Consider the following 23,310-nt stretch of genomic DNA (forward strand, 5'->3'; position numbering starts at 1 on the left):
GGATTGTTCAGTTACGCACCTTCCCCGCTCTGGATTGCGGCTGCAAGCCCCTGGCTCCATCAACCGGCCAGGCGCCTGATGTGTTGCAACCAGAACCCGCAGGGAGGGGCCGTATGCGCCGGGCAGCCGTCTTGTTAGCCGTTGCTGTATGCCTTGTGCCGCTGTTGGCAGTGTCGAACGCATTGTCCGCCGGGTATACGGGCTCCAAAGCCTGCGCTGAATGCCACCAGAAAGAATTCGAGTCGTATTCAAAGTCGGCCAAGAAGGCCCACTCCTTCCAATCGATCCAGATCATGGCCTCGAAGTTGAGTCCGGCCGAGCTTCAAGAGTGCTACGCCTGCCATACGACAGGGTACGGGCAGCCGGGCGGTTTCATCAGCGTCGAAAAGACGCCCCAGCTCGCCAACGCCGGGTGTGAGGTCTGCCACGGGCCGGGCGAGGCCCACGCCCAGTCCGGCGACAAGTCCCTCATCAAGTCCAAGCTTTCGGTCGAGCAATGCCAGGCATGCCACAACGAGCAGCGCGTGAAATCCTTTGGTTTCAAGCCGATGCTGTACGGCGGCGCACACTAGGGAGGAAAACGGCTGTGCATGTGTTCCATCAGTCACTCGGGTTCCGCGTCCTGTTGTTGATCACCGCCGTCACGGTGACCGTGTTCACGGGCCTGTTCCTGGCAAACGCCAGTTGGCAGTCGCGCTCCACCATGGGCCTCGTGACCGCCAATTCCAACCGCATCTCCCACCTGATGCTCATGGCCGTTGAGGAGCCCATGCGCCTGGGCAAGAACTCCGAGACCGCCGGGGTGTTCGAGAAGATGGCCAAGCGCGACGCGGCGGGGCACATCTTCCTCACCGACTACAAAGGCAACGTGACCTACTCAACCAACCAGAAGGCCCTGCGCAGGGATCTGGCCCCCTTCCTGGGCAGCCAGGCCGTCACCGGCCTGCTGGAGAAGGGCCTGGCCGGAGCGGAGGGCTCCGCCCAGACGGAGCTGAACGGGTCGAGCTTCATGGCCATGGCCACCCCCATCCGCAACGAGCCCGAATGCCACCACTGCCACGGGGCCTCCAAGCCCATCCTGGGCACCATCGTCGTCCTGCAGGACATCACCCCCACCCTGGCCCAGGCCCGGCAGGACCAGCTCATGAACGGCGGCATCTCCCTGGCCGGGCTGGTGCTGCTGCTCTGCCTGGTCACCTGGTTCATGAAACGGGCGGTGCTGAGCCGCATCCGGACCATCGCCGCCAACACCGCTCTGGTGCGCCAGGGCCGCCACGACGTGGATTTCAGCATGAAGGGCCAGGACGAGCTGGCCGGCCTCTCCCGCGATCTGGCGGGCATGGTGCGCACCATCCAGGACCAGCTGGAATACAACAAGAGCGTCCTGGAAGGCATCAACATCCCGCTCTTCGTCACCGACCAGAACGGTGACTTCTGCTTCGCCAACACGCCGCTCTGCAAAATTCTGGGGCACCCCGAAGACGCCCTCAACTGCCGCCGGGCCGACATGATCCTGAGCGCGGGCGGCGCCTCGCTTGACCTCTGCGCCACGGTGCTGGCCTCGGGCACGTCCTCGGGCGGCAAGATCCTCTATGAGCGCGAGGACGGCGTGATCTTCCCCCTGCACTACGAGGTCTCCCCCCTGCGCGGGGCCAAGGGCCAGATGCTCGGCGTCATCGGAGTGCTCATGGACCTCACCGAAGAGGAGGAGGCCAAGGTGCAGATCGAGATGCAGCGCGCCAGCCTGCTCGAGGTGGCGCGCGAGGTCATGTCCGTGTCGGCCAACCTCTCCGAAGCCGCCACCGAACTGGCCGGACAGATGGAAGTCGTGGCCCACAGCGTGGATGACACCGCTGCCCTCACGGCCAACCTCACCAAGGCCATGGACCAGATGAACGACACCGTGCTGGAGGTGGCCCGCAACGCCAGCGAGACCTCGAAGGCCTCCGAGCAGGCCCAGGCCGTGGCCCAGAAGGGCGGCACCGAGGTGAAGCTCACCGTGGACGAGACGCGCCAGGTGGCCTCCCGGGCGCAGTCCCTTGCCGAGTCCCTCAGCGAACTGACCGAGAGGGCCATGAACATCGGCCGCGTCATGGGCGTGGTGGGCGACATCGCCGACCAGACCAACCTGCTTGCCCTCAACGCCGCCATCGAGGCGGCTCGCGCCGGGGATGCGGGGCGGGGCTTCGCCGTGGTCGCGGACGAGGTCCGCAAGCTGGCCGAGAAGACCATGCAGGCCACGGCCGAGGTCAGCCACGCCGTGACCGAGATACAGGACGGCACCAGGCACGTGGCCGGGGGCATGGCCGGCACCAAGGAGTCCGTGGAGCACGCCGCCAGCATGGCGGAGCGCTCCGGCTCCGTGTTCTCCGACATCGTGTCGCACTCCGGGCGCATCGCGGACATGATCCGCTCCATCGCCTCGGCCGCGGAGCAGCAGTCCTCCACCAGCGAGGCCATCAACGACAACGTCTCGCACATCAACGGCCTCTCGCAGGACGTGGCCATGCGCGTCATGGAGGCCAACAAGCGCATCACCGCCGTGAGGGACATGTCCCACCACCTGGCGAAGCTTGCCGGCCGTTTCTCCGGCAACGGCGATGGGGGGAAGCAGGCACTTCCCTCTTGACAGGCGGGGCGATCACGCATGATAGATTTCGATAGTCGCGTGGTGCGCTCCGTAACCGGAGCCCCGCCGGCATGTCGGACCAGGAGTTTTTTCCGCGCCGCGCCTCAGGGCTTCGGCCGGTTCGCGCAACCGACGCATCGACCTCTTTGCCGCTCAGGCAAGGCTCGCCCCCGTGGCGGAGTCCGGCGCTGGGGGTAAAAAGATGGCGATTCGTCCTTCACCGTTTTCATCCGGAGGATATTCATGGATAAATATGTCTGCAACGTCTGCGGATACGTGTACAATCCCGCCGAAGGCGATCCCGACAACAACGTTGCCCCCGGCACCCCGTGGGAGAAGGTTCCCGATGAGTGGACCTGCCCCGTCTGCGGAGCCTCCAAGGACGAATTCTCCAAGGAATAGGCCCATTTTCCCAGCCCGCCGGGTATCCGGCGGGCCTCTCTTTTTTTGAGGAATCCCCAATGAAATCCGTCGAGATTCTAAAAGATATTCACTACATAGGTGCCGTCGACTGGGATCGCCGCAACTTCCACGGCTATTCCCTCTCCCCCAAGGGCACCACGTACAACGCCTTCCTGATCCAGGACGAGAAGAACACCGTGGTCGACACGGTGGACGCCTCCTTCGCGGGCGACCTGCTGTGCAAGATCGCGCATGTGATGCCCGTGGAGAAGGTGGACTACATAGTGGTCAACCACGTGGAGCCCGACCACTCCGGCGCGCTGCCCCGGCTGGTGGCCGCCTGCAAGCCCGAGAAGATCGTCTGCTCGGTCATGGGCGAAAAGGCTATCAAGGAGTACTACGACGCCAAGGACTGGCCCCTGCACGTGGTCAAGACCGGCGACACACTCTCCATCGGCAAGCGCACCCTGCACTTCATGGAGACCAGGATGCTGCACTGGCCCGACTCCATGATGACCTACATCCCGCACGACAAGCTGCTCATCTCCCAGGACGCCTTCGGCCAGAACTACGCCACCTCCGAGCGCTTCGCGGACGAGGTGGACCAGGCCGAACTGGCCAGGCAGCTCTCCCGCTACTACGCCAACATCGTGCTGCCGTACTCCTCCGTGACCCTCAAGATCCTTGAGGAAGTGGGCAAGCAGGGCTGGGACGTCCAGATGATCGCCCCGGACCACGGCCTGCTCTGGCGCGGCGCGGGCGTGGGCCAGGTCATCGAGGCCTACCGCAATTTCGCCCTGCAAAAGCCCGCCAACAAGGCCGTGGTGTTCTTCGACACCATGTGGCGCTCCACCGAAATGATGGCCCACGCCGTGGCCCAGGGCCTCTCCGACGCGGGCACGCCGGTGACGGTCATGTCCCTGAAGGCCAACCACCACTCCGACGTGATGACCGAGGTGTTCGAATCCGGAGCGGTGCTGGTGGGCTCGGCCACGCACAACAACGGCGTGCTGCCGCCCGTCTCCGCCATGCTCACCTACATGAAGGGCCTGCGCCCCCAGAACAAGGTGGCCGCTGCTTTCGGCTCCTACGGCTGGAGCGGCGAGTCCCTCAAGCTGGTCACCGAGCAACTCACCGCCATGCACTTCGACGTTATTGAAGGCGTGCGCGCCAAGAACAGGCCCACCCACGACCAGCTCAAGGCCTGCGTGGATCTGGGACGCAAGGTGGCCGAGGCCTTGCAGGCCAAGATCGCCTCCTTCTGACGCACCCGCCGCAACACGGCGTCGGCCCGATCAGCGAAGCCCTCTCTGAGTATTTCAGAGGGGGCTTTTTTTGCACTTCAAGTGATGACGGTAGTAAGCGTGGCGATATTACAATTTGGAAAATGTAGACAATAATCAGCTCAAACCGCACGCCGCCGGACACGAATTATCCCGCAATACTTGGCACTTCGCCGATGCTATGGCATCGTGCCGTCAAATGCGACCAGCCTGGCCGTCGCACAGAGGTGGCTGAAAACAGACGCTCACAAAACCGCTCCGGAGGAAGTATGAAGCAAAACACGGCGTTTACGGAAGACAAAGTGGCGTTGCTGGTGGGGTCATTGATCTTCATCCTGTCACTATTCAACGTTGCAGGGATCGATTTGCTCGGATGGGCCGTCAAATCGAACATGTGGACTTCCTTCGACAAGGTTTTCACCGCCTCCACGGCGAATTATAAAGGCGTTTCCGGCTTTGCCGCATTGATACTCACCTATGTCGCGATCACGGCGGTGCTCTCTGTCGGCATCAAACTGCTTGGCGCCGACGTGGTGAAGTTCGTAAAATCGTTCACCGTCGTATTCTTCATCTGCTATTTCTGTTTCGCCCTGGGCAACGAGGCCCACATCGCCGCGACGCCCAACACCACGGCCAAGTTCGGCATCTCCTGGTCCATGGGCCTCACGGGTGAAGCGGGCTTCGTCATAGCGCTTCTCGCGGGCATCATCGTCGGCAACTTCATGCCGGGGCTGGCCGAGAGCATCAAGGATGCCTGCCGCCCCGAAATGTTCGTCAAGATCGCCATCGTGATCATGGGCTCGGAACTCGGCGTCAAGGCCGCCGACGCCATGGGCCTGGCCTCCTCCATCATCTTCCGGGGCCTGTGCGCCATCGTCGAGGCCTACCTGATCTACTGGGCCGTGGTGTACTACGTCTCCCGCAAGTACTTCAAATTCAGCAGGGAGTGGGCCGCCCCCCTGGCTTCGGGCATCTCCATCTGCGGCGTGTCCGCGGCCATCGCCACCGGCGGCGCCATCAGGGCGCGCCCCGTGGTGCCCATCATGGTCTCCTCCCTGGTGGTCGTGTTCACCTGCGTTGAAATGCTGGTCCTGCCCTTCGTGGCCCAGTGGTGGCTGCACGGCGAACCCATGGTGGCCGGCGGCTGGATGGGCCTGGCCGTGAAGAGCGACGGCGGCGCCATCGCCAGCGGCGCCATCACGGACGCCCTGATCCGCGCCAAGGCACTGGCCGTCGACGGCGTCAACTACAAGGAAGGCTGGGTGGTGATGGTCACCACCACGGTCAAGATCTTCATCGACGTGTTCATCGGCATCTGGTCCTTCGTGCTGGCCTACATCTGGTGCTCCAAGTTCGAGTGCAAGGACGGCCAGAGGATGAAGTTCTCCGAAGTGTGGAACCGCTTCCCCCGCTTCGTTCTGGGCTACATCATCTCCTTCGCCATCCTGCTGCTGGTCTGCACCAGCTCCGCCGGCGGCGTGAAGCTGGGCAACGCCATCATCGGCGGGCTTTCATCGTTCCGTCTGATCTTCTTCGTGCTGACCTTCTTCACCATCGGCGTGGTCTCCAACTTCCGCAAGCTGTGGGAGGAAGGGATCGGCAGGCTGGCCGCTGTGTACGTGGTCTGCCTGTTCGGGTTCATCATCTGGGTCGGGCTGTTCATCTCCTGGCTCTTCTTCCACGGTGTGAAGCCGCCGCTGGCCAGCTAACCCCAAGGAGCGACACGTATGTCCAACATCAACGACCTGAAGATCAGCGAAGAAATAAAGAAAATGGAGTATGAACCGCTGGACGACACCGAGAAGAAGCTCGTGGCCTGGAGCCTGGGCATCGGGGTGACCCTGCTGGTGGTGCTCTACTTCGTCAGCAACGCCTTCTTCCCCAGCGCCCACGGCTAGCCCGCCGGGCCGCGCGGAATACAGGCCAAGCAACCAACGGCGGCGGCGCGACCCGCAAGGGGCGCCGCCGCCCTTTTCCGCCACGTGCAGGAGGGCGGCACATGCAGCAGTACCTCGTCCGTTACATTTCCGGGCCGCAGGGCGCCCTCAAGGCCACGGAGCACCGCGTCGTCATGGCCGACAACGTGGACGGCGCTCTCAGGCAAGTGAGCCAATGGCCCATCGAGCGCAGTTGGGACCAGCAGAGCGGCTGGGCCAAGAACCCCGGCACCAGCCTGTACCATGTGGAAGCCTGGGAGGCCGAGCTGGCCCCCGGAACCGAATAAGACGGCAACAGGGAACACCGTTTGCGTCCGGCCGCGTTGACCATCCCCACCGTTTGATGTAGTTGCTGGGCGCCGCCCAATTCCTCATGACTCCGCCGGGCGGCTCCACAGCACAACACGCCGACACACCATGACCTATACTCATATTCAAGCCCTCCGGGGCATCTTGTGCATCTTGGTGGCCTTCGTGCACGTCAAGATATACCTGCTGAAACAGGGCGACCCGTCGTACTTCATATACGTGCCCGACCTGATCGGCGGCGTGCCCTGCGCCTTCTTCGCCATCTCCGGGTACTTCATGGCCTTCCTGGTGGACAGGAACTCCAAGCACTTCCTGGCGCAGCGCCTGGTCCGCGTCTATCCCATGTATTTCATCGTGATAGCCATGGCTTTCGTGATGCGCGCCTTCACCAACCACCAGCTCAACCTGGACGACCTTCCCTTCGTCATGTCCCTGCTGCCTTTCGGCATGGGCAAGAGCTACAAGCTGGGCATCGAGTGGACCCTGGTCTACGAGATCTGGTACTATCTCATCTGCGCCGTGTTCGTGCGCCCGAAGCTGACCAGGTATTTCCCCGGGTTCCTGCTGGCCTGGCTGTTCGCCTGCATCCTGGTGCACATCTTCGCCTTCAGGCCGCCGCAGCCCGTGCCCAACGTGCTCAACATCTGGTTCTCCATCTGGAACCCTTCGTTCATCCTGGGCGCGTTGACCTTCTACTACATTCAGCGCTTCAACGAACCCTTCACCCAGCAGATGATGCTGCTGGTGATGACGGCCGTGTCGCTGGCCTGCCTGGAGCTCTGGGCCGTGCGCTTTTCGGTTCTTTACATCATGGGCATGGGCTCTTGCTTTCTGCTCTACTGGCTCATCAAGCTGGAAAGCCGCGTAACCTCGCCGCCCATGCTGGCCCAATACGGTGACTATTCCTATACGCTCTACCTGATCCACACCAACGTCATCATTCTTGTGTTCGACCGCTGGAAGTATTTCACGGAAACGCCCCCGGGCCTCATCGCCGGGCTCATGGCCCTGGTGCTCTGCATCGGCGGGGCCTGGTTCCTTGGGCAGGTGGACGTCAACGTCCACGCCCGGCTGCGCGTCTGGCTGAACAAGTACCTCAGCCGCAAGGCCGCGCTGGCGGCCCCCCGCCCGCAGACGCAGACGCAGTCCGGCTCCTGACCGGCCTCCACCGACAGGGAATAAATCAAAGGACCCTCGCGCTGGCGAAGCGCGAGGGTCCTTGTTTATTGGTCACAGTGTTTTGCCGTGTTGGCTCTGGGCGCTACCCCCTGGGGTCCTTGCGGCGCAGCCTCTTGGAAGGCACCGGCGCGTTGAGCGGATAGATGGGGTTGGCCACGGTCCACCAGCCGTCCTGAGGAGCGTCGGTGAATTCGATGCGCGTGACGAATTTGATGGACTTGTAAGCCAGGTCGAACGGACAGACCAGGCGCAGAGGAGCCCCCCTGTCCAGCGGCAGAGGAACGCCCCCCAGGTCCAGGGCCAGCAGATAGTCCAGCTCGGGGCGCAGCAGGTCCCCCAGGGGAAGGCACTCGTGATACTGCCTCAGGGCGCCCCGGCCGTAACCGGTCTCCCCTAGGGCGTGGAACACCACGTGTGTGGCCCCGGCGGCGGGCCGGGCCAACTCCGTGATCTCCTTGAAGCGCACCCCGCCCCAGGCCACGTCCAGTACGGACCAGCCCTCCACGCAATGGAAGTCGGAGGTCTGGGACACCTGGGGCAAAGCCCGCAGTTGGGCGTAATTCAGCTTGAGCGGGTGTTCGGCCATCCCGTCCACCACCAACTCGTAGGCCTCGCGGCTGCCGTCCGTGAGCACGAGTTCCCCCGTGACGGAATCGAACGCGGGAGGGCCTTCCTCCACGGTGCGGGTCTGGAAGGCTTGGACGATCATACTCCAGGCCGCTCCGGGCCACGCGGCCACGGCTGCGGCGCAGGAGAGCGCCTTGAGAGCGAATCGGCGGGTCCACATGGGCATACGCACCTCGGGTTCCTATGAATGACCCTTCCCTACCCCCGAACCGGCATCCGGTAAATAACGGCGCGCAACCCGGCGGGTCGTGCCGGTCTGGGCGGGAGGAACCGATTCGTTTTTCTTGTGCGAATTTCCGCATGGATTGTTGACACCCAGGCCTCGCCTCGATATAGGACAAATCAGCTCTTAATTATCCTGTTTCGAGGCAGCATGAAACTCACACGCGCCGCAGAATACGCCATCCGTTGCGTCCTGTACCTCTCCAAGCAGCCGTTTGGACTGGTCGTCAGCCGCCGCGAGATCGCCGAGGCCATGAGCATCCCCCAGGCGTTCCTGGGCAAGATCGCCCAGAGCCTGGCCAAGGCCGGCGTCGTGGTGGTGCGCCAGGGCGCACTGGGGGGAATGGAATTGGCGCTTCCCCCGCGGGAGATTTCTTTGCTAATGGTGGTGGAGGCCGTAGACGGCGAGATACTGGTGAACGAGTGCCTTTCCCGCCCGCAGGATTGCGAGCGCAGCTCCTGCTGCGCGGTGCACCGCGTGTGGCACAAGGCCAGGGCCCAGTTCCGCCAGACGCTGGGAGCGGCGAACTTCGAAAGCCTCGCCAGAACGGACAGCAACTTGGACCCCGCAGCGCAGTGCGATGCGGCATGCACCGGCGGAAAATCCGCCACAACTTCAAAAGGCCAGGCATAGGAGAGAAGGCGCATGGACACCTTGATGCTTTCCCGTTTGCAGTTCGCCGCGGCCACCTTCTTTCACTTCATCTTCGTCCCCCTGACCCTGGGCCTCTCCATTCTCGTTGCCTTCATGGAGGTCCGCTACGTCAGAACCGGTGATGAGATGTATAAGAAGATGGCCAAATACTGGGGCAAACTCTTTCTCATCAACTTCGCTATCGGCATCGTAACCGGCATCACCCTGGAATTCCAATTCGGCACAAACTGGTCGCGCTACTCGGCCTATGTGGGCGACATCTTCGGCCCCCTGCTGGCGATCGAGGCATCGGTGGCCTTCTTCCTCGAATCCACCATGATCGGCGTGTGGGTCTTCGGGTGGGACAAGCTCTCCAAAGGGATGCACGCCGCCGCCATCTGCATGGTGGCCTTCGCCGCAAACCTCTCCGCGCTGTGGATCATCATCGCCAACGGCTTCATGCAGAACCCTCTGGGCTACGTGATGCGCAACGGCCGGGCAGAGCTTGAGGATTTCGGCGCGCTCATCACCAACCCCTTCGCCTGGAGCCAGTACGTGCACGTGCTCTCGGCCGCGTTCCTGCTCTCCGGCTTCTTCGTGGCGGGCGTCTCGGCCTGGCACCTGCTGCGCAAGAACGAGGTGGAGTTCTTCACCCGCTCCTTCAAGATCGGCGCTGTCTTCGCCTTCATCTTCTCGGTGGTCGTGGCCGTGCAGGGGCACCACCACGGCAACCAGGTGGCGCTGATCCAGCCCGCCAAGCTGGCGGCCATGGAGTCCCACTGGCACACCCAGAAGAACGCCCCCATGTACCTGCTGGCCCTGCCTGACGAGGCCAACAGCCGCAACTCCGTGGAAGCCATCGGCATCCCGAGCCTGCTCTCCATCCTGGCCTTCAACAACCCCGACGCCGAGGTCAAGGGCCTGCTCGACTTCAAGGCCGAAGACCGCCCGCCCGTGGCCCTCACCTTCTGGAACTTCCGCATCATGGTCGCACTCGGCACCATCATGCCGCTGCTGGCCCTGTTCGGCCTCATAAAGTCCAAGAAGCTGCAGGACTACCCCGGCTACCTGCGCCTGATGCTCTACGCCATCCCCCTGCCCTACATCGCCATCCAGGCGGGCTGGGCCGTGGCCGAGGTGGGCCGCCAGCCCTGGATCGTGCACGGGCTGATGCGCACCAAGGACGCCGTCTCCCCGGTGGAGCCGCAGCAGGTGGCCTTCTCCCTGCTGGCCTTCGTGGTGGTCTACACCCTGCTCGGCATCGTCGACATCTACCTCTTGGTCAAATACGCCAAGAAGGGCCCGGCCCACTAAACGGAGGAAACGGACATGGAACTCGGAACCATATGGTTTCTGCTCTGGGGCGTGTTGTGGGCCGTCTACTTCATACTGGACGGGTTCGACCTGGGCGTGGGCATGCTCGCCCCGGCCATAGCCGCCACTGACAACGAAAAGCGCATCCTCTACAACTCGGTCGGCCCCTTCTGGGACGGCAACGAGGTCTGGCTGATAACCGCCGGCGGCGTGACCTTCGCGGCCTTCCCCGGCACCTACGCGGTGATGTTCTCCGCCCTGTACACGCCGCTGATGCTCCTGCTGTTCTCCCTGATCTTCCGGGGCATCAGCTTCGAGTTCAGGGCCAAGGTCGAGAGCGCCGGCTCCAAGAAGATCTGGGACGTTATCCACGCGGTGAGCAGCTTCCTTCCCGCGCTGCTGCTGGGCGTGGCCTTCGCCAACATCTTCAAGGGCGTGCCCATCGACCAGAACGGCATCCTGCAGGGCAACCTGTTCACCCTGCTCAACCCCTACGGCCTGTGCGGCGGCGTTCTGTTCGTCTGCGCCTTCCTGATGCACGGGGCGCTGTTCCTCTCCTGCAAGACCGAAGGCGTGCTGCACGACAGGGCCCTCAAGGTGGCCGAGAAGCTCTGGCCCGCCCTGCTGCTGGTGGCCGTGGTGTTCCTGGTGCTCTCCGCCGTCTACACCAAGCTGTTCGCCAACTACCTGGCCAACCCGCTGCTGTTCGTGGTGCTGCTGCTGCCCGTGGGCGGCCTGCTGATGCAGCGCGTGTACATCGGCCAGCGCCGCCTGGGCCTGGCCTGGACGGCCTCCGCCGTGACCATCGTGGGCGTGGCCCTGTTCGGCGTGCTGGGCATCTTCCCGGCCCTGCTGCCCTCGAGCCTGAACCCGGCGTGGTCCATGACCATCCAGAACAGCTCGTCCTCGCCGCTGACGCTCAAGATCATGCTCATCGTGGCCCTGACCTTCGTGCCCATCGTCATCCTGTACCAGGCCTGGGTCTACAAGACCTTCAGCCACAAGGTGACCGAGAAGGAGCTGGATTACGACGAAGCCTACTAGGCCCAGTCGCCTGAACGATACCGAAGCCCCCGTCGCGCAAGCGCCGGGGGCTTTCTTTTGGCGGCCCGTCCTTCCCATGCGCCCCGCCCGCGTGCTATCCTCGCCCCAATCCCACCTCCCCGGAGGCTTGCAATGAGCAGAGACGACGCACTGATCCTCTGGTTCGACGAAATCACCAGCGAGGACGTCCCCCTGGTGGGCGGCAAGACCGCCTCCCTGGGCGAGATGTACCGCGAGCTCGGCCCCAAGGGCGTCACCGTGCCCGGGGGCTTCGCCATCACCGCCACGGCCTACCGCCTGCTTTTGGAGCGCAACAACGCCCGGGAGGCCATCCGCTCCATCCTGGCCGGCCTGGACACCCACGACATGGAGAACCTGGCCCTGCGCGGGCGCAGGATTCGCGCCCTGGTCCGCTCCCTGCGCTTCCCCGACGAGTTGCGCGCCGCCATCGAGCAGGCCTACGCCAAGCTGGAGGCCCGCTACGGCGCGGGCTGCGACGTGGCCGTGCGCTCCTCCGCCACCGCGGAGGACCTGCCCGACGCCTCCTTCGCGGGCCAGCAGGAGACCTATCTTAACATCCACGGCGTGGAGGAGCTCCTGGAGGCCTGCCAGCGCTGCTTCGCCTCGCTGTTCACCAACAGGGCCATCTCCTACCGGGTGGACAAGGGCTTCGACCACTTCGCCATCGCGCTCTCCATCGCGGTGCAGAAGATGGTTCGCTCGGACTTGGCCTCCTCCGGCGTCATGTTCACCATCGACACCGAATCCGGCTTCAAGGACGCCGTGTACATCACCGGGGCCTGGGGCCTGGGCGAGAACGTGGTGCAGGGCGCCGTCTCCCCGGACGAGTATTACGTGTTCAAGCCCACGCTCAAGGCCGGGTTCAAGCCCGTGCTCATGAAGAAGGTGGGCGAGAAGGCCATCAAGATGGTCTACACCGACGACGCCAAGTCCCCCACCAAGAACGTGGACGTGCCCCAGGCCGACCGGGGCCTGCTGGTGCTGAATGACGAGGAGGTGCTGTCGCTTTCGCGCATGGCCTGCACCATCGAGGACCACTATTCCGCCAAGGCGGGCTACTTCAAGCCCATGGACATCGAGTGGGCCAAGGACGGACGCACCGGCGAGCTGTTCATCGTGCAGGCCCGGCCCGAGACCGTCCACTCCCGCAAGGACGCGAACGTCCTGCGCACGTACGTGCTCAAAGGCTCGGGCGCGGTTGCCGCGCGGGGCAAGGCCGTGGGCGAGGCCATCGGGCGCGGCGCGGCGCACGTCATCAAGGAGGCGGCCAACATCCGGGAGTTCCGCAAGGGCGAGGTGCTGGTCACGGACATGACCGACCCCGACTGGGAGCCGATCATGAAGATCGCCTCGGCCATCGTGACCAATCGGGGCGGGCGCACCTGCCACGCGGCCATCGTCTCGCGGGAGCTGGGCATCCCCTGCGTGGTGGGCACCCTGGACGGCACGGACCGCATCCCCGAAGGCCAGGACGTCACAGTGGACTGCTCCCAGGGCTCGGAGGGCGTGGTCTACATGGGCCTGCTGGACTTCGAGGTGCAGGAGCTCAACCTGGAGGGCATGCCCCGGCCCAGCACCAAGATCACCATGAACCTGGCCTCCCCGGAGCAGGCCTTCGAGAAGAGCTTCATCCCCTGCGACGGCGTGGGCCTGGCGCGCGAGGAGTTCATCATCAACTCCTACATCCGCATCCACCCCCTGGCCCTGCTGCGCTTCGGCGAACTCACGGACAAGGCAGCCAAGGCCGAGATAGCCCGCATGACCCAGGGCTACACCGACCTTGCCCAGTACTTCGTGGACAAGCTGGCCGAAGGCGTGGGCATGATCGCGGCGGCCTTCCACCCCAAGCCGGTCATCGTGCGCCTCTCCGACTTCAAGAGCAACGAGTACGCCAACCTGATCGGCGGCGCGCAGTTCGAGCCGAAAGAGGAGAACCCCATGATCGGCTGGCGCGGGGCCAGCCGCTACTACTCCGACAACTATAGGGAGGCCTTCGCCCTGGAGTGCCGGGCCATCCTCAAGATCCGCAACGAAATGGGGCTTACCAACCTTGAGGTGATGATCCCCTTCCCGCGCACCGTGGAGGAGACCCGCAAGGTGCTTGAGACCATGGCCGCCTACGGCCTGAGAAAGGGCGAGAACGGGCTGCGCGTGGTGGGCATGTGCGAGATCCCCTCCAACGTGATTCTGGCGGAGGAATTTTTGGAGGTGGTGGACGGCTTCTCCATCGGCTCCAACGACCTCACCCAACTCATCCTCGGCGTGGACAGGGACTCGGCCCTGGTCTCCCACGTGTACGACGAGCGCAACCCCGCCGTGCTCAGGATGGTCAAGCAGGTCATCGAGGTCTGCAACCGCATGGGCAAGTACATCGGCATCTGCGGGCAGGCCCCGTCGGACTACCCGGAGTTCGCTCGCTTCATCGTGGAGTGCGGCATCCAGAGCATGTCGCTGAACCCCGACACGGTGATCAAGACCACCCTGGCCGTGGCCGAGCTTGAGAAGAAGCTGGGGCGGTAGGACGCACAATCTGGTGAAGATAGATAGTCATAACGTGATGGTCCCACCCGAAGAGGAAGTGGTCATGCCGAGCCTGGCTGGGGTTCGCATGGGGTTACGACACGTCACCCGATTAAGCGAAGTGACCGCCATGAGCACCGATATGAGTGGAAGGCAGCCGTACGCCGCCATCTTCAATGACCTTCTTTCGACGAGAGGGGAGCACCGACTATGAGGGCGAGTTAGCCTAATAGCGGTTCGCCAGGGCGCGGTGTCAGGCAGCAACAATCAATGCACAAATCTTGGCAGCTGGCACCGAACACTTTCCTTGCAACATAAGTACAATTAAGTTATAAATTTATACGACAGGCAGTAGCGACGTGGACATATATCTAAGTTGCAGTTCAACATTAGCAGCCGGAAATTAGGCGACATCCCCCCAAAAAGCACACGGCTTACTAACGTCGACACGCTGTACGCACTAACACTAAAAGCGGGCCATTTTCTACAATAATATGGAAAAGCTACATTTTATCCACGTTGGCAAAACGGGTGGCTCTGCAATAATGACGACCCTCCAGAAGCATTCATCGTTCATTCCATACGACCTTCAATTTCATCCACACTCAACGACACTGAAGGATATTCCTGTAGGGGAAAAGGTGTTCTTCTCCATCAGAAATATTCACTCCAGGTTTTGCAGTGGATTCTATTCCAGGAAAAGGCAAGGTAAACCACAAGGGAAAACACCATGGAGCGAAGCCGAAAAAATCGTTTACACGCGTTATCAAACTCCAGACGAGATGCTTTATGGCCTCACCCATGGCACACCTGAAGACTTCCATATCGCGAAGATTGGGCTAACAGAAATCAATCACATAAAAAGAAAACTTTCTTACTGGCTCATTGACTGCCCATACCTATTGAAGCGCTACAATGATATTGTTTACATACTTGAACAGGAAACATTAAACAGTGATTTTAAAGTACTTTTAAGTACAATCTCTAGCGGGGTGCAGATTGAACTTCCATCCGGAGAAGAAGCTATACATAGAAATCTTGAAAGGGATTACGCACTCTCCCCTTCCGGAATTGAATATCTATCCACATTCTACAATTACGACCTAAGCCTACTTCAACTCTGCAGAAATATAAAATCTTCAAAGACTGCACCTTGATGATCGGCAACAAATTTGCGACTGCGACTATGCACGCAGAGCATTCGTCGCTCGACGGCGCTCTCCACCTGCCACCGTCTAAGTAGAGGCGTTAGGCGACAGGCATCTTCGTGCACGAATTAAATGACATCACACAACTGGGTTAATCGACAAAACATAGGAACCACGAGCGCTCAACCCTGAAAATAACGACTATATAATTCTGCGTTTTTCTTTAATGCCGTACTTAATCCAGTGGTGAAATCCGGATTTAATTTCACAACGACTAACGGCCATTGCGACGTCTGGATTCAAACGCAAGTAGGCAGCATCGTCGAAATTGATCCTGCCCCAAAACATGTCAATTAGTGAGCATGCCTCTGAATCGTCCACAAGAAAATTGGACAAGATTGACATACAATTATACAAATACGCCTGCTTTGCATCAAAACCATGCTTCTCAATATCTTGCCTTCCATCGCAAATGCTTTGCCTGACAGTATGGAAATTACCTGGGGGGTGCCCGGTGGTGAGGTTGTCGAGATTTCCCGACTCGACATTGAGCAGGCTATCAAGAAACCGGTAATTGTTTGTGGCAGTTGGCTCACTGCATACGTCAGCAATGCGAGTGATATCATCCAGCAAAAATCTTTCTTCGTCGCTGAGGCCACTTGGCAGCCTCGCCCAACTTACGCCAGACTTGATCAACCTTCCAGGGTTCCCACCAATTACCGAAAATCTTGGATAAGACTTCGTTATCAAGGCAGATGCTCCGACAATTGAGCCGTCCCCGACAACCACATTTTTTAAAATGAACGCCCTCCTCCCCACCCATACATGGCGTCCAATGCAAACATGGCTCCGACCCTTTGGCCCCGAATGATTTGTCTTGCAATCTACTATTGCATGCTCATCAGAAGCTTGAATAACGATCTCTTCAGAGAGCATTGAATCCAATCCAATAGTGCAAGAGAATTCATATCCATCCAACTTTGCATCAACACACGATGTGTCCTGACCTATCACAAAAACTGACTTACCCCGGAGCTTACAGTTTAGTTTGATGTACTTTGATGAAAAATTAAACAAATAATTACTGTCATTAAACATCATAACATCAATACAACCAGCATATGGAAAATCGACCAAATATACATTGCAATTGCTAAAAACGCAGCCTGGCTTCGATCGAACCCTAACACCAGCCAATCTATGGCACTCAATACTTGTTGGGCAGTAAACAAATGAATCAAGAGCGGAATTTGCAGAGTTACAGTCAATAATACCTGACCGTTCGATCGGCAATTTCCAAAATGTATCAGGTAGGTCATGAGTGTAGAAATTTGAAATTGGCAAACCAACATGAGTTTCAAACGAAGATAAAAAGTCACTTTTGGTAATAACGTCCGGACACGCAGCAAGATCCATCCTTACACCCCACTTTCAGATCAACCAGCAGTGCGAATTTCAACGACGGCAACTTCCAAAATTAAACATATCAACGAGTAAGTCATCAGTTCTTAAATGTTTCGTAATTGCCTGCAGACAGGACAAAACTTTTTTTGGGTTGCGTCGTATACTGGATGATAAATCAGACTGTCCGCAACACCAAACCTGTCATCATCCGTATAATGTGCGCCAGCCCTCTTCCCTTTTAGTGAATCTGGCGTATAGAATTGCTTGCCGAAATTGTTAATGTCAGCGCAGTCAAAACCAAATTTCTGCAAGGCGGTAGGACAATAAGCCTCCGCATGTGGCCAGCATTTACGATCTAACCCAAGTCTCACAAACTGCTGACCACAAAGCACACGCGAATAGTACAACATATTAATTGCTCGCCGACTGACGCGAACGACCGGAAAAAACGACCCGTAAACGTCAGATGAAAACCACTCAAGGTTATTGGCCCAAATCCAGTCCTTGTCTGCTTTTCGAAATCTAGCAGAAATGAAATCACAATCGATTTCTTGGAAATGATCAAAAAAATCACGTATATCATCAAAATTTAGGAGCACGTCGTACTCAATAAACCAATAGTCATCATACTGCCTATCAATCATTCGGCACGCAATATACAACGAATAGTCACCATTATACCACTTGCTATATTCGAATATATTATTATCGAACAACAACCCTGCCCTTCTAATATCAGCCGACCCGTACAGCAATACATTACTCAACCCTGAACACTGACATACCGAGTCAGTATCGAGAACTACAAATTGATCTTCGCCAAGAAGCTTATTGAATTCTGCAACGACTGCTGAAACATGCTCATCAATATAATGAGCCCTAATAACCACGCAATATGTCTTAGCCATCCCCACCCCGCTATACACATATATCAATAATGAAGGCGATTAACATTCCTGTCAACAAAAACATGAGAACAGGTGCGCCCACCTTGAAATTCACAATTCTCAAAAGAACTACATGTAAAACGAACTTACTCCTGACACAGCAATCCAAGGCGGGGCCGGGCATACGCCCAACCCCGCCCTGCACATTAAGGCTGCCGATCCGCTACTTACCCTGCAAGGGCACCACGTACGGCCCCTCGGGAATCACCACCACGTCCTTGTCGCCGCAGGCGGCCAGCCACTTGGCCAGGGCGGCCTCCAGGTCGTCAACGACCTCCACGCCGGTCAAGGCCTTGTCCTCCTCCTTGAGGCCGCGCGTGTACAGGCAGATGGAGCCCTTGCGCATGGGCTTGAGCTGCATCTCGGTCTGCCACTCGTCGATGCTGGCGCGCTGCTTGGGCATGATGTCACTCAAAAAGCCGTCCACCCCAAGGGCCACCAGGCGCTTCTGGGCGTCCACGTATTCGGGCGAGCCCATGCCCTGGGTGCAGGCGCTGGCGATGAACAGCTTGCCGCCCTGCTCCAGGGCGTCCATGGCGCCCACCATGCCCTTGACGGTCTGGTAGTAGGTGGAGTCCAGCGGGTACCCGGCCGCCGAGGTGACCACGGTCTTCCAGGTGCGGTCCAGCTTGATCTCGGAATAGGGCCGGGTGAAGGCCACGGTGTCCAGGTGGCTCTCCTCCAGGGGGCCGAAATTGAGGTAGGAGACGCGCCTGTGCTCGTCCAGCACGGTGTTCACGGCCCAGACGTCGCCCAGCATGGCCACGCCGTCCAGTTGGTCGCGGTGCAGGGGGTTGCCCTCCAGCACGCAGTTGGCCGAGGCCGGGCACTCCAGGAAGGTGGCGGTGTGGAAGCGGGTGATGGTGTCGTGGTGGGCCACGCCCGGCAGGATCACCTTGCGCCCGCCCGAGTAGCCCGCCATGAAGTGCGGCTCCACCAGGCCGGTGACGAGCTTGAGGTCGGCCTCCACGAAGCGCTTGTCCACCTTGATCTGCGTGCCCTGGCTGGAGGTGCCCAGCAGCACGTGGTCCTCGTCGTTGCGGGCGAAGTGGTTCTCCACGCGCACGGTCTTGAGCACCCAGTCCGAGCCGATGAGCTCTCGCAGCTCCTCGCCCTCGTTGGGGCGGTGCAGGCCGGTGGCCACCAGCACGGTGATGGCCTTGGGGTCCATGCCGGCGTCCATGAGCCGCTTGATGACCACCGGCAGGATCATGCCGTTGGGCACCGGGCGGGTGATGTCGCAGATGAGGATGCAGGCCGACTTGCGGCCCTTGGCGGCCTCGGAGAGGGTCGGGCCGGAGGTGGGGTTGTCCAGGGCGCGCTCCAGGGCCTGGGCGGGGTCGGCCAGCACGGGCATGGCCTGCTTTCGTATGACGGTGACGTTGCAGTCCTCCGGCAACGCCAGTTCGTAACCTGTCTTCCCGTAGTTGAGGGTCACTTTCATCGGCTGGAAACCTCGCGATAGGGTTGAACCGGGGGAATGCGCTCCCACGATACGACGCAAGCCGTCCCAATGTCACGCATTTCCGACACGGCCCGTCGGCAATCCAGGAAGGGTGGTTAACAAGCGGCCCAGCTCCTGTTACGTGTGCCACCGGAAACGAACACCATGAGAGTTTTAGCATGAGCATCGCCGCCGCCGTATCCGGCGGCATGGACAGCCTGCTGGCCCTGGCGCTCCTGCGCGACCGGAAGCCGGACGTGCTGGCCCTGCACGCCCATTTTCTGCCGCCCGACGACGCGCAGCTGGCCCTGGCCGAGGCCCTGGCCCGTCAGTGCGCCGCACTGGGCGTGGCCTTCGAGGCCGTGGATCTCTCCGGGGAGTTCCGCAGCAGGGTGATCGAGCCCTTCGTGGCCGCCTACGTCGAAGGCAGGACGCCAAACCCTTGCGCGGGCTGCAACCGGGACATGAAGTTCGGTCTGCTGGCGGAGCACGCGGCCCGACTGGGCGCGAAGCGCATCGCCACTGGGCATTACGCGCGCCTGGGCGAGCACGGGGAATTGCTGCGCGGCGCGGACCCCGTGAAGGATCAGAGCTATTTCCTTTCCCTGGTGCCCGCCGCCTCCCTGGCCCGGGCGGTGTTCCCGCTGGGCGGCTGGCGCAAGGCCGAGGTGCCGGCGGAGCTTGCCCGGCGCGGCCTGGCCCCGCCCCTGCCGCGCGAGAGCCAGGAGGTCTGCTTCATCCCCGGCGACGACTACCGCGCATTTCTTGAAGCGCAGGGCGCACGGCTCCCCGGCCCCGGCCCCATCCTGCTGGAGGACGGCAGGCGCGTGGGCCAGCACCAGGGCCTGTGGCGACACACCATCGGCCAGCGCAAGGGCCTGGGCGTGGCCTGGAGCGAGCCTCTCTACGTGCTGGAGAAACGCGCGCGGGACAACGCCCTCATCGCAGGCCCCAAGGCCGCCCTGGACGTGCTGGAGTGCTCCACGGAGGCGGCCAACGTGCTCGTGCCCACGCGGGACTGGCCGCGGGAGACCCTGGCCCAGACCTGCTATCGCCAGCGTCCCCGGCCCGTGAGTGCCGAATTGCGCGAGGGGCGGCTGCGCCTGCGCTTCCACGCCCCCATCCCCAGGCCCGCGCCAGGGCAGACCGCCGCCCTGTACGACGCCTCCGGCCGCGTGCTGGCCGCCGGGGTCATCGACTGAGAGCCTGAACGGAAGCAGCCCGAACGTTGGGCGGGGGGGGTGAGCCGCGCAAACCGGGAGCCGGGCGAGTGCCGGGCGCGGGGCTTGAAGCGCCGCCCCACTTCAGATAACTGCCTGGGGGCATCCCCAACCAAAGGCACCGTGGTGAAATCCCTCCTCGAAATGAACATACCCTCCCCGCCCCTGAGCGCCCTCGCGGACATGCACGGGAGGAAAAGATGACAGCCCTCAAGAACGTGCTCATCGACCGCGACGGCACCATCATCGTGGAGAAGCACTACCTGCACGACCCGGCCCAGGTGGAGCTGGTGCCAGGCGCTGGCAAAGCCCTGGCCCGGCTGACCGCAGCCGGGGCGCGGCTGTTCGTGGTCACCAACCAGTCGGGCATCGGGCGCGGCTACTACGCCCTGGAGGATTTCCAGGCCGTGCAGGAGCGCCTTGCCGAACTGCTGGCCCCCTACGGCGTGGCCTTCGAGGCCGTGGCCCACTGCCCCCACGCCCCGCAGGAGTCCTGCGGCTGCCGCAAGCCCGCACAGGGCATGTGGTGCGAGCTGCGGGACCGCTTCGGGCTGAACGCGGCCGAAACGGCCATGATCGGGGACAACGCCTCCGACGTGGCTTTCGGGCTGGCCTGCGGGCTGGCCGAATCCGTGCTGGTGCTCACCGGGCACGGCAGGCGCTTCGCGGCCCAACTGGAACTGCCGGAGCTGGCCTCGGGCTGGCTGCGCCTCGAGCCCGGCCGGGAAGGCAGCCCCACCGCCCTGGCCGTGGACCTGCCCGCCGCAGTGGACTGCCTGCTGCACCCCGGGAAGACGACGCCGTGAGCGCGGCCAAACGCTTCGCCTCGGCCCTGGCCGGGCAGTGGGGGGCCACGCTCTACAACGCGGCGCTCTCCACCCTGCTCTCCTTCGCGCTGGGCCGCTTCCTGGGGCCGGAAGCCTTCGGCGGGTACAGCTACATCCTGACCATCGCCTCCCTCTTCGCCATCCTGCAGGACGGCGGCTTCTCCACCCTGATCTTCCGCGAGTCCGCCCACCCCACGCAAGGGCTTACGCATAAGATACCGCTCATGCGCCAGGCCCTGGGCCACGCCGGGCTGGTCACCCTGGCGGGCGCGCTGCTGGTGCTGGCCCTGCCCCTGCGCGACAAGCAGGCCATGTACCTGGCCCTGGCGTATTACGCCCTGTTCTCCGCCGGGAATTACGTTTCGGCCGAGCTGAAAGGGCACGGCCTGTTCGAGCGCGAGGCCCTCTGGCGCATGTGCGTGCGCACGCTCACCTGCGCGGGCGTGGGCCTGGCCCTGTGCCTGCCCTCGCCCGGCCCGGCGGCAATCTTCGCGGGCTGGCTGGCCGGTCAGGCCGTGGCGTTGGCCCTGCCGCAGGCCGCGCCCGCCCGAGTGCTCCCGGCCTTGCGCATCGAGCCCTCGCTCTACCGCAGTTGCGGCTCGTTCCTGCTCATCAGCGCCGCCACCACCATCTACTTCAAGTCCGACATCATCCTGCTCACCCAGCTGAGCGGCGACCAGGCCGCCGTGGGCCAGTACGCGGCGGCCTACAGGCTCATCGAAGCGGCTGTGCTGTTCTGCACGCCGCTGACGCACCTGTTCTTCCGCAAGCTCCGGGTGGGCCTGAATCAACCGGGGCAGTTCCGGCGCTCGCTGCGCATCATGCTGGCCGTGATGTGCGCCCTGGCCGTGTGCGGCACGGCCCTGGCCATGTGGCTCGGCCCCTGGATCATCCGCCTGGCCTTCGGGGAGCGCTACGCCCACGCCCAGACCCTGTGCCTGTGGCTGCTGCCCTCGCTGCTGTTCATCCTGCCCAACGGCGTGCTCACCCAGGCCCTGGTGGCTGTGGGCCGCGAGGGCTTCTACGCCCGCGTGACCATCGGCACGGCCCTGGCCAACGTGGCGCTCAACGTGGCGCTCATCCCCTTCCTGGGCGCGGAAGGCTCCGCCCTGGCCACCGTATGCACGGAAGCCGTGCTCACGGCCGGGCTTGCCGCCGGGCTCTGGGTGGGCTACCTCAGGCGGACATGAAAACTTCCCCGTTCCAGAGCGAAGACCACTTCCTGGAGGCCATCTCGGCCCGGTTCCCCAACGCCCACCCGCACATGACCGTGGGGCGCGGCGACGACTGCGCCGTGCTGGCCTGCCCGGAGACCATGGTCATGACCTGCGACATGTTCGTGGAGAACGTGCACTTTCGCCGGGCCTACTTCTCGCCCCAGGACGCCGGGCACAAGGCCCTGGCCGTGAACCTCTCGGACATCGCGGCCATGGGCGCCAAGCCCGTGGGCTTCTGCCTGGGCCTGGCCGGGCCGCCGGACACCCCCGCCGCCTGCTGGGAGGGCGTGCTGGACGGCATGGCCGAGTTGGCCAACCGCACGGGCATCCCGCTGGTGGGGGGCGACCTCAACGCCTGCTCCTCCATGGTCATCTCGATCACGGTGTGGGGCGAGCCGGGGGAATCCGGCAGGCTGTTCCAGCGCAGGATGTGCCACCCGGGGGACGTGCTCTTCGTGGTGGGCGAACTGGGCCTGGCCGCCGTGGGCCTCTCCCGGCTGGAATCGGAAGGCCCGGCCTGCGTCAAGAACTGGCCCGAGGCCGTGGCCGCGCACCTGCGCCCCGAGGCCAAGCTGGCCCAGGGGCTGGAGCTCTCCGGTTTCAGGGGCGTGCGCGGGCTCATGGACGTCTCCGACGGGCTGGCGCGCGACCTGCCGCGCTTCCTGCCCGAGGGCCTGGGCGCGGAGCTCTCCATCCCGGAGGACATGCTCCACGCCGAGGTGATCCGCCACGCCCACGCCACAGGCCGCGACCCGGCGGAACTGGCCGTCATCGGCGGGGAGGACTACGCCCTGCTCGGGGCCTGCCACCGCACACTCTTCCTGGAGCTCTACGGCCGCATGCCGGACATGTGGCCCATCGGCCAGGCCGTGCAGGGCCAGGGCATCACCATCAACGGGCGGCCCCTGCTGAGCAGAGGATTCGACCACTTCGGCTGATCTTCCGCAAAATGAAGAGGGGGCCTAGGCCCCCTCTTTTTTCT

At 62.2% G+C, this 23,310-nt stretch carries 21 protein-coding genes; 17 read left to right on the top strand and 4 right to left on the bottom strand.

The window, feature by feature from the left end:
* Positions 1 to 113: 113 nt before the first annotated feature.
* The 8 genes from MLE27_RS02295 to MLE27_RS02330 all read left to right on the top strand — a co-directional run bounded on the left by MLE27_RS02295 (position 114) and on the right by MLE27_RS02330 (position 7,718).
* Positions 114 to 572, top strand: a complete 459-nt coding sequence (locus MLE27_RS02295; RefSeq protein WP_243310264.1) for a cytochrome c family protein — start codon at positions 114 to 116, stop codon at positions 570 to 572.
* Positions 573 to 592: 20 nt separating this feature from the next.
* A complete protein-coding gene (locus tag MLE27_RS02300; RefSeq protein WP_243310265.1) occupies positions 593 to 2,629 on the top strand; it encodes a methyl-accepting chemotaxis protein in 2,037 nt (678 codons plus the stop codon).
* A 243-nt stretch (positions 2,630 to 2,872) separates the two neighbouring features.
* A complete protein-coding gene (gene rd / locus MLE27_RS02305) occupies positions 2,873 to 3,031 on the top strand; it encodes a rubredoxin (RefSeq protein ID WP_243310266.1) in 159 nt (52 codons plus the stop codon).
* A gap of 59 nt (positions 3,032 to 3,090) precedes the next feature.
* Entirely contained in the window at positions 3,091 to 4,296 is a 1,206-nt protein-coding gene (locus MLE27_RS02310) for an FprA family A-type flavoprotein (RefSeq protein ID WP_243310267.1), read from the top strand.
* Between the two features lie 287 nt (positions 4,297 to 4,583).
* Positions 4,584 to 6,023 (top strand): putative sulfate exporter family transporter, encoded by a 1,440-nt coding sequence (locus MLE27_RS02315; RefSeq protein ID WP_243310268.1) that lies wholly within the window; start codon positions 4,584 to 4,586, stop codon positions 6,021 to 6,023.
* A gap of 18 nt (positions 6,024 to 6,041) precedes the next feature.
* The gene (locus MLE27_RS02320) at positions 6,042 to 6,212 is read left to right on the top strand and encodes a hypothetical protein (RefSeq protein ID WP_243310269.1); all 171 of its coding nucleotides are present in this window, start codon (positions 6,042 to 6,044) and stop codon (positions 6,210 to 6,212) included.
* 101 nt (positions 6,213 to 6,313) lie between these two features.
* Positions 6,314 to 6,538 carry a hypothetical protein gene (locus tag MLE27_RS02325; protein ID WP_243310270.1) on the top strand — a complete coding sequence of 75 codons (225 nt, stop codon included), beginning with the start codon at positions 6,314 to 6,316 and terminating at the stop codon, positions 6,536 to 6,538.
* A 130-nt stretch (positions 6,539 to 6,668) separates the two neighbouring features.
* The gene (locus MLE27_RS02330) at positions 6,669 to 7,718 is read left to right on the top strand and encodes an acyltransferase family protein (RefSeq protein WP_279355636.1); all 1,050 of its coding nucleotides are present in this window, start codon (positions 6,669 to 6,671) and stop codon (positions 7,716 to 7,718) included.
* A gap of 103 nt (positions 7,719 to 7,821) precedes the next feature.
* Here MLE27_RS02330 and MLE27_RS02335 read toward each other — a convergent pair whose 3' ends face one another.
* Entirely contained in the window at positions 7,822 to 8,532 is a 711-nt protein-coding gene (locus MLE27_RS02335; protein ID WP_243310272.1) for a molybdopterin-dependent oxidoreductase, read from the bottom strand.
* 207 nt (positions 8,533 to 8,739) lie between these two features.
* Between MLE27_RS02335 and MLE27_RS02340 the strand changes: the two genes are divergently transcribed.
* From MLE27_RS02340 to MLE27_RS02360, 5 genes are all read left to right on the top strand, one after another.
* Entirely contained in the window at positions 8,740 to 9,222 is a 483-nt protein-coding gene (locus MLE27_RS02340; RefSeq protein WP_243310273.1) for an RrF2 family transcriptional regulator, read from the top strand.
* Positions 9,223 to 9,234: 12 nt separating this feature from the next.
* Positions 9,235 to 10,536, top strand: a complete 1,302-nt coding sequence (locus MLE27_RS02345) for a cytochrome ubiquinol oxidase subunit I (protein WP_243310274.1) — start codon at positions 9,235 to 9,237, stop codon at positions 10,534 to 10,536.
* A gap of 15 nt (positions 10,537 to 10,551) precedes the next feature.
* Positions 10,552 to 11,580: a cytochrome d ubiquinol oxidase subunit II gene (gene cydB / locus MLE27_RS02350; protein WP_243310275.1), complete on the top strand. Its 1,029-nt coding sequence runs from the start codon at positions 10,552 to 10,554 to the stop codon at positions 11,578 to 11,580.
* A gap of 132 nt (positions 11,581 to 11,712) precedes the next feature.
* Positions 11,713 to 14,121 carry a phosphoenolpyruvate synthase gene (gene ppsA, locus MLE27_RS02355; protein ID WP_243310276.1) on the top strand — a complete coding sequence of 803 codons (2,409 nt, stop codon included), beginning with the start codon at positions 11,713 to 11,715 and terminating at the stop codon, positions 14,119 to 14,121.
* Positions 14,122 to 14,666: 545 nt separating this feature from the next.
* Complete coding sequence (locus tag MLE27_RS02360) at positions 14,667 to 15,278, top strand: hypothetical protein (protein ID WP_243310277.1); 612 nt, start codon at positions 14,667 to 14,669, stop codon at positions 15,276 to 15,278.
* Between the two features lie 192 nt (positions 15,279 to 15,470).
* Here the strand turns inward: MLE27_RS02360 and MLE27_RS02365 are convergent, their stop codons facing one another.
* From MLE27_RS02365 to MLE27_RS02375, 3 genes are all read right to left on the bottom strand, one after another.
* Positions 15,471 to 16,685: an acyltransferase gene (locus MLE27_RS02365; RefSeq protein WP_243310278.1), complete on the bottom strand. Its 1,215-nt coding sequence runs from the start codon at positions 16,683 to 16,685 to the stop codon at positions 15,471 to 15,473.
* Between the two features lie 92 nt (positions 16,686 to 16,777).
* Entirely contained in the window at positions 16,778 to 17,581 is an 804-nt protein-coding gene (locus MLE27_RS02370; protein WP_243310279.1) for a hypothetical protein, read from the bottom strand.
* A gap of 202 nt (positions 17,582 to 17,783) precedes the next feature.
* Positions 17,784 to 19,064, bottom strand: a complete 1,281-nt coding sequence (locus MLE27_RS02375) for a nickel-dependent lactate racemase family protein (protein WP_243310280.1) — start codon at positions 19,062 to 19,064, stop codon at positions 17,784 to 17,786.
* 179 nt (positions 19,065 to 19,243) lie between these two features.
* Here MLE27_RS02375 and MLE27_RS02380 point away from each other — a divergent pair, with 179 nt between their 5' ends.
* The 4 genes from MLE27_RS02380 (at position 19,244) to thiL (ending at position 23,266) form a co-directional block, all read left to right on the top strand.
* Complete coding sequence (locus tag MLE27_RS02380; RefSeq protein WP_243310281.1) at positions 19,244 to 20,266, top strand: tRNA methyl transferase PRC-barrel domain-containing protein; 1,023 nt, start codon at positions 19,244 to 19,246, stop codon at positions 20,264 to 20,266.
* 218 nt (positions 20,267 to 20,484) lie between these two features.
* On the top strand, positions 20,485 to 21,090 hold the full coding sequence (locus tag MLE27_RS02385; RefSeq protein WP_243310282.1) for a D-glycero-alpha-D-manno-heptose-1,7-bisphosphate 7-phosphatase: 606 nt from the start codon (positions 20,485 to 20,487) through the stop codon (positions 21,088 to 21,090).
* Positions 21,087 to 22,301: an oligosaccharide flippase family protein gene (locus tag MLE27_RS02390; RefSeq protein ID WP_243310283.1), complete on the top strand. Its 1,215-nt coding sequence runs from the start codon at positions 21,087 to 21,089 to the stop codon at positions 22,299 to 22,301. Before MLE27_RS02385 ends, MLE27_RS02390 begins: the two co-directional genes overlap by 4 nt.
* The gene (gene thiL, locus MLE27_RS02395) at positions 22,298 to 23,266 is read left to right on the top strand and encodes a thiamine-phosphate kinase (protein ID WP_243310284.1); all 969 of its coding nucleotides are present in this window, start codon (positions 22,298 to 22,300) and stop codon (positions 23,264 to 23,266) included. The genes MLE27_RS02390 and thiL overlap by 4 nt, the downstream gene beginning before the upstream one ends.
* Positions 23,267 to 23,310: the final 44 nt, after the last annotated feature.

Origin of the sequence: Fundidesulfovibrio agrisoli, from assembly GCF_022808715.1 — a bacterium.
Lineage (GTDB): Bacteria > Desulfobacterota > Desulfovibrionia > Desulfovibrionales > Desulfovibrionaceae > Fundidesulfovibrio > Fundidesulfovibrio agrisoli.

Coding starts and splice junctions, on each gene's coding strand:
- MLE27_RS02365 (WP_243310278.1), bottom strand. CDS start 16,685: ATGGATCTTGCTGCGTGTCCGGACGTTATTACCAAAAGTGACTTTTTA.
- MLE27_RS02295 (WP_243310264.1), top strand. CDS start 114: ATGCGCCGGGCAGCCGTCTTGTTAGCCGTTGCTGTATGCCTTGTGCCG.
- MLE27_RS02345 (WP_243310274.1), top strand. CDS start 9,235: ATGGACACCTTGATGCTTTCCCGTTTGCAGTTCGCCGCGGCCACCTTC.
- MLE27_RS02340 (WP_243310273.1), top strand. CDS start 8,740: ATGAAACTCACACGCGCCGCAGAATACGCCATCCGTTGCGTCCTGTAC.
- rd (WP_243310266.1), top strand. CDS start 2,873: ATGGATAAATATGTCTGCAACGTCTGCGGATACGTGTACAATCCCGCC.
- MLE27_RS02375 (WP_243310280.1), bottom strand. CDS start 19,064: ATGAAAGTGACCCTCAACTACGGGAAGACAGGTTACGAACTGGCGTTG.
- MLE27_RS02380 (WP_243310281.1), top strand. CDS start 19,244: ATGAGCATCGCCGCCGCCGTATCCGGCGGCATGGACAGCCTGCTGGCC.
- cydB (WP_243310275.1), top strand. CDS start 10,552: ATGGAACTCGGAACCATATGGTTTCTGCTCTGGGGCGTGTTGTGGGCC.
- MLE27_RS02320 (WP_243310269.1), top strand. CDS start 6,042: ATGTCCAACATCAACGACCTGAAGATCAGCGAAGAAATAAAGAAAATG.
- MLE27_RS02370 (WP_243310279.1), bottom strand. CDS start 17,581: ATGGCTAAGACATATTGCGTGGTTATTAGGGCTCATTATATTGATGAG.
- MLE27_RS02315 (WP_243310268.1), top strand. CDS start 4,584: ATGAAGCAAAACACGGCGTTTACGGAAGACAAAGTGGCGTTGCTGGTG.
- MLE27_RS02385 (WP_243310282.1), top strand. CDS start 20,485: ATGACAGCCCTCAAGAACGTGCTCATCGACCGCGACGGCACCATCATC.
- MLE27_RS02325 (WP_243310270.1), top strand. CDS start 6,314: ATGCAGCAGTACCTCGTCCGTTACATTTCCGGGCCGCAGGGCGCCCTC.
- MLE27_RS02330 (WP_279355636.1), top strand. CDS start 6,669: ATGACCTATACTCATATTCAAGCCCTCCGGGGCATCTTGTGCATCTTG.
- MLE27_RS02360 (WP_243310277.1), top strand. CDS start 14,667: ATGACGACCCTCCAGAAGCATTCATCGTTCATTCCATACGACCTTCAA.
- MLE27_RS02310 (WP_243310267.1), top strand. CDS start 3,091: ATGAAATCCGTCGAGATTCTAAAAGATATTCACTACATAGGTGCCGTC.
- MLE27_RS02335 (WP_243310272.1), bottom strand. CDS start 8,532: ATGCCCATGTGGACCCGCCGATTCGCTCTCAAGGCGCTCTCCTGCGCC.
- thiL (WP_243310284.1), top strand. CDS start 22,298: ATGAAAACTTCCCCGTTCCAGAGCGAAGACCACTTCCTGGAGGCCATC.
- ppsA (WP_243310276.1), top strand. CDS start 11,713: ATGAGCAGAGACGACGCACTGATCCTCTGGTTCGACGAAATCACCAGC.